This window comes from Natronoarchaeum sp. GCM10025703 (assembly GCF_042661985.1).
Classification (GTDB): domain Archaea; phylum Halobacteriota; class Halobacteria; order Halobacteriales; family Natronoarchaeaceae; genus Natranaeroarchaeum.
In genome coordinates this window covers 128,152-143,475 of record NZ_JBHSZF010000001.1, presented here as the reverse complement: position 1 = coordinate 143,475, position 15,324 = coordinate 128,152, and the positions used below count along the sequence as shown (strand labels likewise).

Sequence of the window (15,324 nt, the reverse complement as noted above, 5' to 3'; positions counted from 1 at the left end):
ATACCGGTCACTGATACAAACGTTTATGAGAAATCGGTGACAACCGTGTTAACGAAACTCATGAGCGTCGAGATCGAACTTCACGACGAGCGTATACTGATCGATGGGGAGTGGGTCGATGCTGACGAACGCACGGACGTTCTGCATCCGTACGACGGCGACAAAGTCGGCTCCGTACCGGTCGCAAGCACAGAACAGGCCGAAGCGGCGGTCCAGGCGGCCCATCGCGCCGTCGAAGCGTCGGACCTCTCCGCCTATCAGCGGTACGAACTGCTCTACCGGACCGCGGAGTTGCTCGAAGAGGAAGCCGAAGCGATGGCGCGGCTGATGACGGCCGAACAGGGGAAACCGATCACCGAATCTCGCGGCGAGGTCGACCGGGCGATCCAGACGCTCCGACTTTCCGGTGAGGAGGCAAAACGGATGTTCGGCGAGTACGTCCCGATGGACGCCCAGAAGGGGTTCGCTCGGACGCACGCGTTTACCCAGCGAGAGCCACTGGGTGTGGTCGCCGCAATCACGCCGTTCAACTTCCCGCTGAACCTGATGGTACACAAGGTCGCCCCCGCGCTGGCCGCGGGCAACGCTGTCGTCGGGAAGCCAGCGTCGAACACGCCGCTGGTCTCGATCAAACTGTTCCAGTATCTGGATCAGGCGGCCACCGAACTCGACGCCCCGGACGGACTGGTCAACGTCGTTACTGGGAAGGGGAGCACCATCGGCGACGTGTTTCTGGACAGCGACGAGGTCGAGGCCATCTCCTTTACCGGCAGTACCGGTGTCGGCAAGTACATCGCAAACAACAGCGGGATGAAAGAGCTCACGCTGGAACTCGGCGGCAACGACCCCACCATCGTCTGGGACGACGCCGATATCGACTCGGCCGCCGCACAGGTCGTCGGCGGCGCGTGCTCGAACGCCGGCCAGGTCTGTAACAGCGTCGAGCGCGTGATCGTCCACGACTCCATCGAGGAGGAACTCGTCGACGCGATGGTCGAGCACACCGAAGCGCTCACTTTCGGTGATCCGTTCGACGAGGAGACGAGTATCTCCGCCCTCATCGACGACGGTGCGGCCGAGAAGGTAAAGCGGATCTTCGAGGAGACGGTCGAGGCAGGCGCAACCGTCGAGTGCGGCGGCGAGTACGATGGCCGTCATTTCGAGCCAACCGTTCTCTCGGGCGTCACACCGGAGATGCCGGCCGCCAGCGAGGAGGTGTTCGGCCCGCTCGTCCCCGTCATCAGCGTCTCCGATTTCGAGGAAGCGCTCGAAGAGGCCAACAACACCGAGTACGGTCTCGAAGCCGGAATCTTTACGCAGGATATCGACCGGGCGAAACGCGCGGCGGATCGGATCGACGCCGGGGGCGTGAACGTCAACACCGTCAGCGGGTTCCGCGCCGATCACATGCCCTACGGCGGCTTCAAAGACAGTGGCATGGGCAAAGAGGGCATCAAGTACGCGCTCGATCACTTCTCCCGGGAGAAACTCGTCGGCTTCCACAGCGGCAAGAACGCCTGAGAGTCGATCCCGGCCCCACTGCTATCGGACCGACGTCTCCGTGAATTTTGCGCGCGTGTCGACGCGCCGCTCGCCGACGATATCGAACTCCCGGGCGAGTGCGGTCTTCGCCGCGGACGGTCCGACCCGTATCTCGACTGTCCCCGGTTCGATGACGGGGATCAGCTCCCGGTCGTACAGGGCAGCTGTTCGGTCGGCACGGCGAACGCCACCGTCTTTGCCTCCCCCGGGGCGAGTTGGACCCGCTCGAACCCGACGAGCTGTCTGGCCGGTCGGATCCGGCTCGCGACGACGTCCCGTGCGTACACCTGTGGGACTGCCGCACCCGGTCGATCACCGACGTTCTCGACCGTCACCTCGACGGTGACGCGGTCGCCGGCGGCGACCGACGATGGCGTAATCGACAGCTCGCGATACCGGAGCTCGGTGTAGCTTTCGCCGTGGCCGAACGGGTAGAGCGGCTTGGCGTCGCCGAACACGTACTCGTAGTCGGCGCTTGGGGGCTTGCGATTGTAGTGGACCGGCAACTGGCCGACCGACCGCGGGATCGAGACTGGGAGCCTCCCGCCGGGGGTCTCCCGGCCGAACAGGACGTCCGCAATCGCCCGGCCGCCCTCCTCGCCGGGAAGCCAGGCCTCGACGACCGCCCCGACGTTCTCGGCGATCCACTCGGTCGCGAGCGGGCGTCCGTTGACGAGGACGACGACGACCGGCGTCCCGGTTTCGTGTACGGCCCGGACGAGTTCGTCCTGTCGGCCGGGGAGCCCCAGATCCGCCCGGTCGAGGCCTTCGCCCGCGGTCGCGGTCGTCTCCCGCTCGACATCGATCCCCGAGGACCCGCCCAGAAAGAGGACCGCTATCTCGGCGTCGTCGGCCGTACGTACCGCCTCTTCGATCTCGGAATCAGTCCGATCCCTGACGTCACAGCCTCTGACGTGGCTGATCGTTGTCTCGTCGGGGACGACCTTGCGGATCCCATCGAGCGGTGTGACGACCTCGACGCCGCTATCGCGCGATTCGGCGGCCGCATAGGCGTAGTTGCCGAGCAGATGGCGCGGGGCATCGGCGTTCGGCCCGAGGACGGCGAGGGTGTCGGTCCCCTCGTCGAGCGGCAGTAGCCCGTCGTTCTGTAACAGCACGAGCGATTCCGTGGCGGCCTCGCGTGCGACGGACCGGGCGTGAGCACCAGTCGCCGCTCCAGTGGCCTCGAAGACATCGAGGTCGTGGCTGTCGGCAGGGGGCGGATCGAGCAGTCCCAACGTCTCCTTCTGGTGGAGATGACGACTCACCGCCTGCTCTACCCTGCGTTCTTCGACGTCGCCGTCTGCGACCGCGGCCACCAGTGGATCTCCGAAACACTCGCGCTCGGGAAGTTCGACGTCGATGCCGGCGTTGATCGCTACCGCGGCCGCTTCCTGTCTGTCGGCGGCGACCCCCTGCTTCGACTGCAGGAGATCGATCCCGCGGCCGTCCGAGACAACAGTCCCGTCGAACCCCCACTCCTCGCGCAAGAGCCCGGTCAGCAGGCTATGCGAGGCGTGACAGGGGATCCCGTCGATGTCGTGGTACGCGGCCATCACCGAAGCGGCGTCGGCCTGTCGTATACCTGCCTCGAAGGGAACGCAGGCTCCCTCTCGAAGCTTCCGGGGCGAGACGTCGGCCGAGGCCCTGTTCCGTCCCCTTCGCCCCCGCCGTGGCCGACGAAATGTTTCAGCGTGGCGTGTACCGTCTCGTCGCCTGCATCCTGTAACCCCTCGACATAGGCGGCGGTCATCGCCGCAGCCAGAGACGGGTCCTCCCCGTAGGTCTCCTCAGTTCGGCCCCATCGGGGGTCGCGACTGAGATCAGCGACGGGCGAGAGCGTCAGATCGATCCCGATTGCGGATAGCTGTTCGGCGGTCGTCGCCGCGACTCGCGTGACCAACTGTGGGTCCCACGTGCTCGCGAGTCCGATACTCTGTGGAAAGACGCTCCCGCCCCGTCCCGCGTAGCCACACAGGCTCTCCTCGCGGACGATTGCCGGGATGCCGAGGCGCGTCTCCTCACGCAGGAACTGCTGGATGTCGTCGATGACTTCGGCGAGGTCCGCGGGCGGGAGATGACTCTCGCGGCCGACGCGGGTCACACGTCCGATGCCGTCTCCGAGTACGTCCTCGGCCTTTCTCGCCGCGAACTCTCCGTCCTCGAGCACCGCCCCGATCCGCACGGTCCCGATCTGTGCGACCTTCTCTTCCAGCGTCATCCGCTCTACGAGGTCAGCGACACGGCTATCGGACTCCGGGTGCTCGCCCATACAGGGAAAATACGGGAGCAGCACTTTGCTCTACTCATTGCAGAGAATATTGACGCCTCGTCTCAGAGATCGACCCACTCGCGGCGGTCGGCGGCCCGATAGATCGCTTCCATCGTCTCGACGTCGGTCAGGCCGTGCTCCCCATCGGGGTGGATCGTTGCGTCCAACCGCAGTCGGTCGGCGAAGTAATCGAACTCCTCGCGCATCTGATCGACTTTCTCTAGCTCGACCGAGAGTCGCCCGTCGCCTCGCGAGACGTGCAGCGCGCGCGTCTGATTCTGGAAAAACGCCGGTTCGACGGCCACGTAGCCATCAGTACCGGTGATCCGTAGCGTGCTGGACTGGCGCGCGTTGTGGCTCGCCGCACAGGTCGCGTAGACGTCGTTGGGGAACTCCAGCGTGCAGGTGACGCTCTCGTCGACCTCGTCGAACGCCCCGTGAGAACTCCGCGTCCGGCCGGTGGCGGCCACCGGATCCTCGCCGAGGACGAACCGGGTCGTATTCAGCGGATAGAGTCCGATATCGAACAGCGCGCCGCCGCCTGCGAGTTCCTCGTCCAGTCGCCACTGCTCCGGATCCGGATTGACGTGTTCGAGCATCCGCTGGCTCATCGAGCCGTACACCTCGACCGGATCGCCGATCAGCCCCGCGTCGATTACCTCGCGCATTCGCCGCACTGCTGGCTCGGTGTGCATGCGGTAGCCGATCATTAGCGGGACGCCGGCATCCTCGCAGACGTCGATCATCGTCCGAGACCGTTCGGCGTCACGCTCCATCGGCTTCTCACAGAGCACGGCTTTTCCGTACTTCGCCGCCGTCTCGGTGTAGGTGAGATGCAGGGCGTTGGGAGTGCAGATGTAGACGGCGTCGTACAGGTCGGTGGCGGCACCGTCGTGGAACTCGTCGTAGCTGATCCCGCGCTCGACTGTCGTGAACTCCCCCGCGACACGTTCTGCCTTCTCCGTGGTGCTGCTGACGGTCACCGTCGGAGTGCAACTATCGCTGTCGAGCAGGGCGGGTAAGGCCCGTTCGCGGGTGAACCAGCCGATCCCGATCACGGCGAACCGGACGGGGTCGGCTGTGTCGGGATCGATCGTCTGCCAGTCACGGCTACAGCCCCGGTCGAGTATCGACTCAAGCTCCATGTCCAGCCGTACACTCTCACTACCGGCAGTTAAAACTGACTGGCGGATCCGTAGTTTTACGTTCGAGTCCCGATACCGCTCTCCCATGGAGCCAGAGGACATGGACTGCAAACTGTGTGAGTATCCCGGGGCAGGACCGGTAGTGTGCCCGAAATGCGGGGCGGAACTCGACGCCGTTCTGGTCGAGGAGTGGGACGACGGTGGTGTCACGGTTCACTGCCCAGTCTGTCGCAAGCCAGTCGAAAGCGTCCTCGACGCCGGCCGCATCGCACACGGCGAGTGAGTACGTGGTGCGCACGTCGACAAGGCTACAGAATTATATAAATACTGGAAATACTCTTAAAGTATAGAAAATAATATATTTATCGTCTTCGTAGACGGTCTACTGCATCCCTGCCGGAGAAATTAGTTCAAACAACATTTTAGACTGGTTACAACGCCTAAATTGCTCTTATATCTTCCAAACTACAGGTATACTCGCTATGATTTCCCGATTGTAACTGCTCGGAATCAAATGTCATTATGAGCCCGTAAAGCACACCATACAAGATAAAAACGATGTTAACAGCTTACTCTCCGTCTATAGGATACATATCCCGAAAATCGGCTCTCGCATTCTTATACAAAATCTATATATAAACTTATTCTTATATAATTGCTATACCGCAGCTACTCGGCACTGTCGGGTACGCAGGTTTATATCGAATCGGGCGGCGACCCCACTCGTGCGCTGACAACTGCCCCGGAGCGATCCGTGACGGTCTCCGTCGTCGAGGACTGCCTCAGAAGTGTGCGGCACGTCGCTCCGCTCGTGTTCCCGCCGCCTGTTCGCCCTACTCCGCGGTGACGGACAGTCCCCTCGCCGTCATCTCCTCACAGGCGTCCGGCCACTCCATCGTGATCCTGCTCCAATTCGATCCGGCGTCTCTCGACCGGAACAGTCCGGTGTTCGATAGCGCGTAGAACTCGCCGGTTCGCTCCCCCGCCGTCAGCACGTAGCGATAGACGGCCTCGCCGGTCGGGAGTCCGCTTCCAGCGGTGGCTGCCTCGCCGATCCGGGACCACTCGCCATCTCCACGACGCCGGTAGACGTAGGATTCGGGGCTTCTGTGCGCCGATCTCGCCCCTTTCGCCGCGGAGACGAGTACGGTATCCGGATCGCCCGGATCGGTGGCGACGCTCCAGACGTATCGGTGGTGTAGCCCGTCCTGTGGATGGTTCCACGAGGCACCTCCGTCGTCCGACTCGGCGTAGCCGTCGGCGGCGGCGTACACCCGGCCGGGCGCATCGGCATGTGTGGCCAGCTGGTGATTGTCCAGCCGCGCGCCTTCGGGCCGGTCGGTCCAGGTCGCTCCGCCGTCACGGCTCACCAGCAGTGCGCCGGCCTCGATCCCGACGTACACTCGATCGGCGTCGTTCGGATCCTGTTCGATCCAGCGAACATGATGGGTGTTCGGTCGCGGCGGGAACGACCATTCGTCGGCCGAGGAAGCTCCGACAGGCCGTCGACCTCGTCCCAGCTTTCGCCGGCGTCGGTGGACTGGAACACCCGGCTCGGCTCGGTTCCGACCCAGAGCTCCGCCGGGTCGTGTGACGAGAGCGCCACTGCGGTCACTGCGTCCGGCAGCACGTCCCCACCGATCCGCTCCCAGGACTCGCCATCGCCGGTTCGGAACAGTCCGGCGTCGAACGTCCCGCAGAACGCGTGCTCCTCGTTGGCAGTGACACACTCTATCTTGTGCCCGGACAGCTGTTCACTCGTCCGGGATATCCCTGTCCGAACGCAGAAAAGTCGATCCCGCATCGCCGCGTAGATGCGCATATCCTCTTCTCGGTGTCGGGCCGTGATAATCGTTCGGTACAACGGCTCGACCGGAATCTCCTGCATCCAACCGGTTCACTCCCGCGATGGGGGTTAGTCGCTACTCGGCTCGGGCTCCGCAGGTTCGTCGACGGGTTCGTCAGCGCCGCGGAGCCGTGCCCACAGTATACTCAGCGGGACTGTGAGTTTCTTCGCCCAGCCCAGTTTCACGAGGCCGTACTGGCTGAGGGTCCCGAGGACGACGACCGCGAGGAACGTCGGCGTCGGATCGAACAACACCGGCGAGGGATCGAGCTCCGTGGCCGCCTCGGTGAACGCGTCGATGGTCCACGCCTGGGTCACCAGTGCCCCCCGACGAAGGCCATCAGAATCGGCAGGACCTTTTTGAACAGCAGTCCCGCGGCCGCCGCACCGACGATGCCGCCGAACATCGTGATCCCGACGGACTCGACGCCCAGCGAGGACCCGGAGAGGCCGACGGTCGTCGCGGCGACGTAGGAACCGAGCAGGAACCCCGGAATTGTCGCGACGGTCGTGATGAGGGAAAACGCGAGGAAGACGCCGACGATTCCGGCGACGAGTGCAGCGCCGGCCAGCATCAGTGGCTCCAGAGCGAGGTAGCCTGCGATGAAGTAGCCGGCAGCGGCTCCCGAAAGGAACCCGACGAGAGTGACGGTGTATTTGAACAGCGCAGCGCCCGCGAACGCGAGGACGATCCCCACTGCTATCAGCCCGATTTCGAGTGGAGTCATGGAACGTAGTTGGTAGACTATCCGCAAATACCTTTGGCTAACCGTTACTATCGTTGAACAACCTGACATGTACAGAATCGAACAATGGAAGCTGCTCCTCGTACCGGTGGGACGGTATCCCGCTCGCCTCAGTCGTCTGACGCTGCCGCGGCGATCTCGCGATCCGATCGTGGCCCGTCAAGATCGACGTCCGGTAGCAGGTCGCGCAGGTAGCGACCCGTGTGTGAGTCGTCGTTCCGGGCGACGGCCTCTGGCGTCCCCATCGCGACGATCCGACCGCCGTTCTCGCCACCCTCCGGACCGAGGTCGACGACGTTGTCGGCGTTTTTCACCAGATCGAGTTCGTGCTCGACGACGACGACGGTGTTGCCGTTGTCGGTCAGCCGCTGGAGAACGTCGATGAGTTTTCGCTCGTCGGCCGAGTGGAGTCCGGTCGTCGGCTCGTCGAGCAGATACAGCGTCTCGCCGGTCTGTTTTTTGCCAAGTTCCTCGGCGAGTTTGATGCGCTGGGCCTCGCCACCCGAGAGCGTCGTCGAGGGCTGGCCGAGTTTCATGTAGTCGAGGCCCACGTCTTTTAACAGTTTGAGACGGCGCTCGATCCGCGAGTCGTGTCTGAAGAAGTCGTAGGCCTCCTCGACGGACATGTCCAGCACGTCGGCGATCGTCTTGCCCTTGTACTCGACGTCGAGGGTCTCGTCGTTGTAGCGCGCACCGTTGCACTCCTCGCAGGGGACGTAGACGTCCGAGAGGAAGTTCATGTCGATCTTGACGGTCCCCTGCCCACCACACTCCTCGCAACGGCCGCCCTTGACGTTGAACGAGAACCGCCCTCTCTCGTAGCCCCGACGCTTCGAGAGTTCGGTCTGGGCGAACAGTTCGCGGATGTGATCGAAAACGCTCGTGTAGGTCGCGGGGTTCGACCGCGGCGTCCGACCGATCGGGCTCTGGTCGATGAGCCGGACCGTCTCGATACCTTCGAGACCGGATATCGCGTCGTGATCGCCGGGATCGACGCTCGTGTTGTCGTTCATCTCGCGAGCCAGTCCCTTGTACAGCACCTCGTGCATCAGCGTCGACTTCCCGGAGCCTGAGACGCCGGTGATCGCAGTGAAACAGCCGATCGGCAGGTCGACGTCAGATCGTCGAGGTTGTGCTGCCGTGCCCCTTCGATGGTGAGGTGGCTGTCGGGGTCGCGTCGCTCGTCGGGGACTGGTATCTTCGTCCTGCCCGCGAGATAGTCGCCCGTGATCGATTCGTCGGCCGCCATGACCGCCTCGACGTCGCCCTGTGCGACGACCTCGCCGCCGCGCTTGCCGGGGCCGGGGCCGAGGTCGATGACGCTGTCGGCCCGGTGCATCGTCTCCTCGTCGTGTTCGACGACGAGCAGGGTGTTGCCCAGATCCCGAAGCTCTTCGAGGGTGTTCAGTAGCCGGTCGTTGTCCCGCTGGTGGAGGCCGATCGACGGCTCGTCGAGCACGTAGAGCACGCCGACCAGGCCGGAGCCGATCTGGGTCGCCAGCCGGATCCGCTGGCTCTCGCCGCCCGAGAGCGTCGACGCCTCCCGGTCGAGCGTCAGATACTCCAGGCCGACCTCGCACATGAAGCCAAGCCGTGCGCGGATCTCCTTGAGGATCTCCTCGGCGATCTTTCGGTCGCGGTCGGACATGTCTGCCTCCATCTCCTCGAAGTGCGCGAGCGCGTCGCCGATGCTCATCCGGTTGGCCTCCGTGATTGCGGTGTCGTCGACGAGCACCGCCCGTGAGGCGTCCTTGAGCCGGGTGCCCTCACACGCCGGGCACTCGGTGACGGACATGTACTTCTCGATGTGGTCGCGGGTGCCCTCGCTATCCGTCTCGACGTATCGCCGTTCGAGGTTCGGAATGACCCCCTCGAACCGTTTTCGTTTCTGTCGAGTGCCGTTTTTCGTCCGGCGTTTGAACAGCACTTCCTCGCTCGTCCCGTAGAGGAACGCCTGCCGGACTGCTGCTGGAAGCTCCTCGAACGGTGTCGACAGCGAGACGTCGAAGTGTGCCGCGACGGCATCGAGGCGGGTCTGGTAGTACGAGCGGTTGTAGCTCCACGCCTCGAAGACGTGTTTCAGCGGCTTCGCGGTGTCCTGTACGACCAGTTCCTCGCTGACCTCCTTGGTCTCGCCGATCCCCTCACACTCCGGGCAGGCCCCGTGTGGGGAGTTGAACGAGAACGAACGCGTCTCGATTTCGGGGAGATCGATCCCGCACTCAGTGCAGGCCAACTCCTCCGAGAACTCGACGACGCGGCGTTCCTCGGCGGTATCGTCCTTCTCGCCGCCCGTTCCCAGATCGCCGGTCGACCGCGCGGTTGCGCCGACATCGATCTCGTCGGGCGGGTTCGGAAGGATGACCTTCAGCACGCCATCTGCCTCCTCCAGTGCGGTCTCGACGGAGTCGGCGATCCGCGAGCGAGCATCTGGTGCGATCTTCACGCGGTCGACGATCACGTCGACCGTATGGTCGAAGTTCTCGTCGAGATCGGGTTTGTCGAGTGTCAGGTCGTACTCCTCGCCGTCGACCTCGACGCGGGAGTACCCCTCGCCGACGAGTTCGTCGAACAACTCCTCGAAGGCACCTTTCTGGTCGCGGACGACCGGCGCGGCGAGTTTCGCCTTCGTCCCTTCGGGGAGATCCAGCAGGCGCGACACCATGTTCTGGGCGCTCTGCTCGCCGACCTCTCTGCCACACTCCGGACAGTGTGGCGTCCCGACGCGGGCGTACAGCAGGCGCAGGTAGTCGTGTAACTCGGTGACGGTCCCGACCGTCGATCGGGGGTTGTTCGCCGCGTTCTTCTGGTCGATCGAGATCGCGGGCGAAAGCCCCTCGACCGTCTCGACCTGTGGCTTGTCCATCTGCCCGAGGAAGTTCCGTGCGTAGGCAGACAGGCTCTCGATGTAGCGGCGTTGTCCTTCCGCGTAGACGGTATCGAACGCGAGCGAGGACTTTCCCGAGCCCGAGAGCCCGGTGACGACGGTGAACTGCTCGCGTGGAATCTCGACGTCGAGGTCCTTGAGGTTGTTCTCCTCGGCTCCTCGGACCTCGATGTAGTCCTTGCTCATTCTGGCCGGAGTACGGACCGGATCCGTGTATACCCGTCGGTTCCGGTTCCTCGGCAGGTAGATCTTTACCCCCGGCTTCCCACGATCAACTACCATGAAGCAATCGCTCCCCGACCGTCGACTTACTCGCCGTCGACTGCTCGGTGGACTCACTGTGACGGGGACTGCGTTGTCCGCCTCGGTTGCCGCAGGCGTCGGTGGAGGATCGTCCCTGCAGGAGTCCCCCGGCGCAATGCGGTGGAGCGAGACCTACGACCGTTCAGCACAGGACGTCGAATGCAATGCCATCTCGCCGGTCGACGGCGGCTACTATCTCGCCGGATCGGTCGGCTTTCCCGGCGGCACGCGTCACGGCTGGGTCCAGCGCGTCGACGAGACCGGCGGGGCGGAGTGGGAGTTCGTCGACAATCGGCCGGGCGACGAAGCCCCCTGTACTCGGTCGTTACGGGGCCCGACGGCGGCTGTCTCGCGGGCGGAGACGTCACGACGCATCTCACCGACGAACCGAACGCCACTGCGCTATCACTCGGATCTGACGGGGTGCTCAACTGGGGATCGGAGTACGCCCGTTCCTGGCACGTCTCGGCGAACGCCGCGACGCGAGTGGCTGACGGCTACGTTCTGGCCGGCCACGCCCGATCCTACTCGACGCAGGGAACCAAGATCATTCTCGTCTCGATCGACGACGAAGGGGACCAACGGTGGCTGCGGACTTTCGGGGAGAGCGCCACGACCAACATCTGCTACGACGTGGTCCCGGTCGACGGTGGCTATCTACTCGCCGGATCGACCGACAGGAAAGACGATTCGCAGGTCTTACTCGCTCGAACCGACGAGAACGGTGAGGTAGACTGGGAGGAACTGTACGATATCGAGGGTGCATACTCGCTCGCCCATGCCGTCGTCCCCACCGACGACGGCGGATATCTCCTCGGCGGCCGGACCGGTGACTCCTCGCACATCTTCCGGGCCGTCGTGATCAAAACCGATGAGGACGGCACCGAGCAGTGGCGCTGGGTCAACGACGTCGAATCGGCCTGTCACGATCTGGTCATCCGCTCGGACGGCGGTTGTGTCCTGGCGGGCCGCCGACTCGACGAGGGATGGCTCGCGGCGATCAACGCCGACGGAGCCCTGATCGCCTCCGAGTCGTACAGTGGCGAGGGCAGGGGCTCGTTCGGGTCGCTCCTGTCAGTCGACGACGGCTACATCACGACGGGCCAGACCTCCGAGTTCGACGGGACGCAGTCACAGGGGTGGCTGGTCTCGGCCGGACGGCTTGCCGAGTCCGGTGCCGCTCCCATCGGTGCCGAGTACTCCGTCGCCGACCAGGACGACGACTCGCTGCCCGGCTTTTCGGCCATCGGTTCGGTGGTCGGCATCTCGACGGCGTATGCGCTCTCCCGTCGGTTCGGGACAACTGACGAGGATTGACGAACCGGCGGCTAGTGACGTAGAATTCGGCAGAGAGGAGTAAGCCCCCTTCTGTTCTGCCCGGCATTCGGCTGAGCATCGACGCCTGTGTCCTGGCTACCGTTCGATGCTCTCGCATCGACGGCGTCGACTTGCACCGGTGGGGATTCGCCGTTCCATCGATCCTCGACCGTCTGCGAGCGGCCTGCGCCGTTCGCCTAATAGGAGGCCCGATGGGCCTCCCTACTCTCGGTGGGTTATCTCCTCCTCACTTTCTATCGGTCGGAGTTCGCGCACCTCATCGATCGGGTCGAGACGTGTCGTTTCTGTTCCAGAGCCGACGGTTTCCCGCCCAGGGCTTGCGCCCCGTCACCTGCCAAGACGGTGGGGGGACTTTCCTCACGTGAAACACGCGGAGGCCGGGCTCTCTCTACCACATTACTGTAGAGGACTGTTGTGTTTAAGCCTGTCGCGGTGCCCGGCGCGGACGCTATCGACTGTAAAAAATAAAAAGCGATCAGCGTGCTGTTCGTCGCGAGGTCGTCGATTCAGTACGTTTCGAGGTACCGGTCGATCTCCCACTGAGAGACGTCGACGAGGTACTCCTCGAACTCCTGGCTCTTCGCTTCGACGAACTTCTCGCTGATGTGGTCGCCGAGCCCGCCGAGGATGACTTCGTCCTCTTCGAGGGCGTCGACGGCCTCACCAAGGTTCGACGGCAGCGTGTCGATGCCGTATTCTTCGCGTTTCTGCTCGTCGAACTCGTAGATGTTCTCGCGGACTGGATCCGGCGCGTCGAGGTCCTGCTCGATCCCTTCGAGACCGGCCGTGATGAGCGCGGCCAGCGCGAGGTACGGGTTACAGGACGGGTCGGGGAAGCGCGCCTCGATACGAGAGGCGGCTGGGACGCGTGCAGCCGGTTTGCGGATGAGGGCCGAGCGGTTGCGGTCCGACCAGGCGACGTAGACGGGTGCCTCGTAGCCCGGGACGAGACGCTTGTAGCTGTTCACTGTCGGGTTGGTGACAGCCGTGATCGCTGGCGCGTGTTCGAGGATGCCCGCGAGGAACGAGTGCGCGGTGTCAGAGAGATCGAACTCGTCGCTCTCGTCGTGGAACACGTTCTCGCCGTCGTCGGTCATCAGCGAGATGTGCGTGTGCATCCCGGAGCCGTTGATCTTCGGGATCGGCTTGGGCATGAACGTCGCGTGCTGGTCGTGCTGGGCCGCGATGGCGCGAACGACCGTTCGGAACGTCCCGACGTTGTCGGCGGTCGACAGCGCGTCGTCGTACTCGAAGTTGATCTCGTGTTGCCCCTCTGCGACCTCGTGGTGGCTGGCTTCGATCTCGAAGCCCATGCTCTCGAGGCCATAGATGATGTCGCGGCGCACGTCGCTCGCGAGGTCCTTCGGTGCGAGGTCGAAGTAACCGCCGTGGTCGGCGGTTTTCGTCGTCGCGTAGCCGTCCTCGTCCTCCTCGAACAGGAAGAACTCCGGTTCGGGGGCGGCGTTGACCGTGTAGCCCATCTCGTTGGCGCGGTCGATGGCCTGCTTGAGGACGTAGCGTGGGTCGCCCTCGAACGGTTCGCCCGTCGAGGTGTTGATGACGTCACAGATCATTCGGCCTGCGGCGGCCTGATCGTCCGTTCTCCACGGCAGAACGGCGAACGTCTCCGGATCGGGTTTGAGCCGCATGTCGGACTCCTGAATGCGGACGAACCCTTCGATCGAGGAGCCGTCGAAGTAGATCCCCTCGGTGAACGCTTTCTCCGCCTGCCGCGCGGGCACGGCGACGTTTTTGACTGTACCAAGGATGTCGGTAAACTGCAGCCGCAGGAAATCGACGTCTTTCTCTTCTATCTCGTCGAGTACCGCTTGTTCCTCCGATGTGAGGCTTCCACTTGTCATGTTTTGTCGTCAGTAGATGAGTGGATAGCCAGTATTAAAGCCCTACTGTTCTGCGCAATTCTACCGTGCTCGCTCTGAAACTGGATATTCGTAAAATTATAATGGCTGGAGTGGATTGGTGGGTATAATGACGTACGAAAATCTGGATGCAAAACTAGTGAATGCACTGCTCGGAGACGGCCGGGCCAGTCTCAGAAGCCTCGCCGAGGAGCTCGACGTCTCGGTCACTACAGTCTCGAATCACCTCAGCGATCTAGAAGAAGGTGGCGTTATCGAGGGGTACACGCCGAAGATCAACTACGGCGAACTCGATTACGACGTCACTGCAATCCTCCAGCTCAAAGTCGAGGGGAACGCGCTCCCCGACATCACGGAGCGCCTCGAACAGGAGAAACAGATGATCAGCGTCTACGAGGTCACGGGCGGCTACGACATCATCGCGATCGGCAAGTTCGAGGACACCGACGGTATGAACGAGCAGATCAAGACACTGCTCACTGATCCCGACATCCGCGAGTCGAACACGAGCGTCGTCCTCAACGCCACCAGCGAGAACGACCAGTTCGAACTCGACCTCAAAGAAGAGTAACGCCTCAGCCGTCGACGGCGGCCGTTTTTTCGAGTGCGATCCGGTAGTGAGCGCTGTCCGGGTCGTCCCGCGCGACGTCGACGAGGGTCCAGGAGGTGCCGGTCGTCGCCTCGCGCACTCGATCGGGACTGAACAGCCTGAACAGCAGCGTCGCTCCGGTCTCGCCGTCGTACTCGAACGACATCACACGGAAGGCGAGTCCAGGCGTTGGATCGTCCCTGTAGCCGAGTAGTTCCGACGTAGCCTCGTGGCCCGGATCGTAGCTGTCGACCACTGCAGTCGCGTCGTGCCGCGTCACGTGAGCGAGGTCGCCGAGAAACGACCGGAGTCCATCCATCGATCGTACGAGGCCGAGTTGGGTCCCGTGCGCTGCGCGGCGGAAAAGCGGTCGCGGTCGAACGTCTCCCGGAGCGAGAACATGTCGGCGAGTCGCACGTCTTCGACGCCCCGGTCGCGCATCGTCTCGACGAGCGGTTCACTGATCTCGATGCCGACCGTGTCGAAGCGCTGCTGAAAGTACAGCGCGTGTTTGCCAGCACCGGCCCCCATGTCCAGCAGGGGCCCGTCGAGCCACGACTCCAGCCACGGATCGTCACTCGCCTCGTACTCGTCGAAATAGAACTGCTCGATCGGATGATCGAGGGTCTCTTCGCCATCCCGCTGAACGAGTGGCTCCGATCGCCGTTCGTGATAATGGTCGTAAATCGCGTGCCCGAAAGGATCCGGCATGGCCATACTGTCGTCTCGATGTTATATAAACGATAGCCTCGCTACGGCTGGTCAATTGCCATCAT

9 protein-coding genes, 1 other RNA gene and 4 pseudogenes are annotated in these 15,324 nt (G+C 63.4%); 4 read left to right on the top strand and 10 right to left on the bottom strand.

Annotation, left to right across the window (positions count from 1 at the left end):
* The first annotated feature begins 36 nt into the window (after positions 1–36).
* On the top strand, positions 37–1,521 hold the full coding sequence (locus tag ACFQH2_RS00785) for an aldehyde dehydrogenase family protein (RefSeq protein WP_377076339.1): 1,485 nt from the start codon (positions 37–39) through the stop codon (positions 1,519–1,521).
* 161 nt (positions 1,522–1,682) lie between these two features.
* On the opposite strand, the gene ACFQH2_RS00780 is transcribed toward ACFQH2_RS00785, so the two are convergent.
* The 3 genes and pseudogenes from ACFQH2_RS00780 to gfo6 form a co-directional block, all read right to left on the bottom strand.
* Entirely contained in the window at positions 1,683–1,829 is a 147-nt protein-coding gene (locus tag ACFQH2_RS00780; protein WP_377076953.1) for a fibronectin type III-like domain-contianing protein, read from the bottom strand.
* 180 nt (positions 1,830–2,009) lie between these two features.
* Positions 2,010–3,763, bottom strand: a pseudogene (locus ACFQH2_RS00775) (glycoside hydrolase family 3 N-terminal domain-containing protein); the annotation flags it as partial.
* A 113-nt stretch (positions 3,764–3,876) separates the two neighbouring features.
* Entirely contained in the window at positions 3,877–4,959 is a 1,083-nt protein-coding gene (gfo6, locus tag ACFQH2_RS00770) for a D-xylose 1-dehydrogenase Gfo6 (protein ID WP_377055885.1), read from the bottom strand.
* An 85-nt stretch (positions 4,960–5,044) separates the two neighbouring features.
* Between gfo6 and ACFQH2_RS00765 the strand changes: the two genes are divergently transcribed.
* A complete protein-coding gene (locus ACFQH2_RS00765) occupies positions 5,045–5,242 on the top strand; it encodes a hypothetical protein (RefSeq protein ID WP_377055883.1) in 198 nt (65 codons plus the stop codon).
* 550 nt (positions 5,243–5,792) lie between these two features.
* Here ACFQH2_RS00765 and ACFQH2_RS00760 read toward each other — a convergent pair.
* The 4 genes and pseudogenes from ACFQH2_RS00760 to uvrA form a co-directional block, all read right to left on the bottom strand.
* A pseudogene (locus ACFQH2_RS00760) lies at positions 5,793–6,781 on the bottom strand (WD40/YVTN/BNR-like repeat-containing protein).
* A 93-nt stretch (positions 6,782–6,874) separates the two neighbouring features.
* Entirely contained in the window at positions 6,875–7,123 is a 249-nt protein-coding gene (locus ACFQH2_RS00755; RefSeq protein WP_377076338.1) for a hypothetical protein, read from the bottom strand.
* Positions 7,120–7,533, bottom strand: a complete 414-nt coding sequence (locus tag ACFQH2_RS00750) for a hypothetical protein (protein WP_377076337.1) — start codon at positions 7,531–7,533, stop codon at positions 7,120–7,122. Before ACFQH2_RS00750 ends, ACFQH2_RS00755 begins: the two co-directional genes overlap by 4 nt.
* Before the next feature lie 128 nt (positions 7,534–7,661).
* A pseudogene (gene uvrA / locus ACFQH2_RS00745) lies at positions 7,662–10,624 on the bottom strand (excinuclease ABC subunit UvrA).
* Positions 10,625–11,014: 390 nt separating this feature from the next.
* Between uvrA and ACFQH2_RS00740 the strand changes: the two are divergent.
* Positions 11,015–12,058: a hypothetical protein gene (locus tag ACFQH2_RS00740; RefSeq protein ID WP_377076336.1), complete on the top strand. Its 1,044-nt coding sequence runs from the start codon at positions 11,015–11,017 to the stop codon at positions 12,056–12,058.
* Positions 12,059–12,086: 28 nt separating this feature from the next.
* Here ACFQH2_RS00740 and rnpB read toward each other — a convergent pair.
* Positions 12,087–12,472: RNase P RNA component (gene rnpB / locus ACFQH2_RS00735), an RNA gene on the bottom strand.
* 113 nt (positions 12,473–12,585) lie between these two features.
* Positions 12,586–13,941: a type I glutamate--ammonia ligase gene (glnA, locus tag ACFQH2_RS00730; protein WP_377055873.1), complete on the bottom strand. Its 1,356-nt coding sequence runs from the start codon at positions 13,939–13,941 to the stop codon at positions 12,586–12,588.
* 127 nt (positions 13,942–14,068) lie between these two features.
* On the opposite strand from glnA, the gene lrp reads away from it, so the two are divergent.
* Positions 14,069–14,530 (top strand): HTH-type transcriptional regulator Lrp, encoded by a 462-nt coding sequence (gene lrp / locus ACFQH2_RS00725; RefSeq protein WP_377055871.1) that lies wholly within the window; start codon positions 14,069–14,071, stop codon positions 14,528–14,530.
* A gap of 4 nt (positions 14,531–14,534) precedes the next feature.
* On the opposite strand, the pseudogene ACFQH2_RS00720 reads toward lrp, so the two are convergent.
* A pseudogene (locus ACFQH2_RS00720) lies at positions 14,535–15,259 on the bottom strand (class I SAM-dependent methyltransferase).
* Positions 15,260–15,324: the final 65 nt, after the last annotated feature.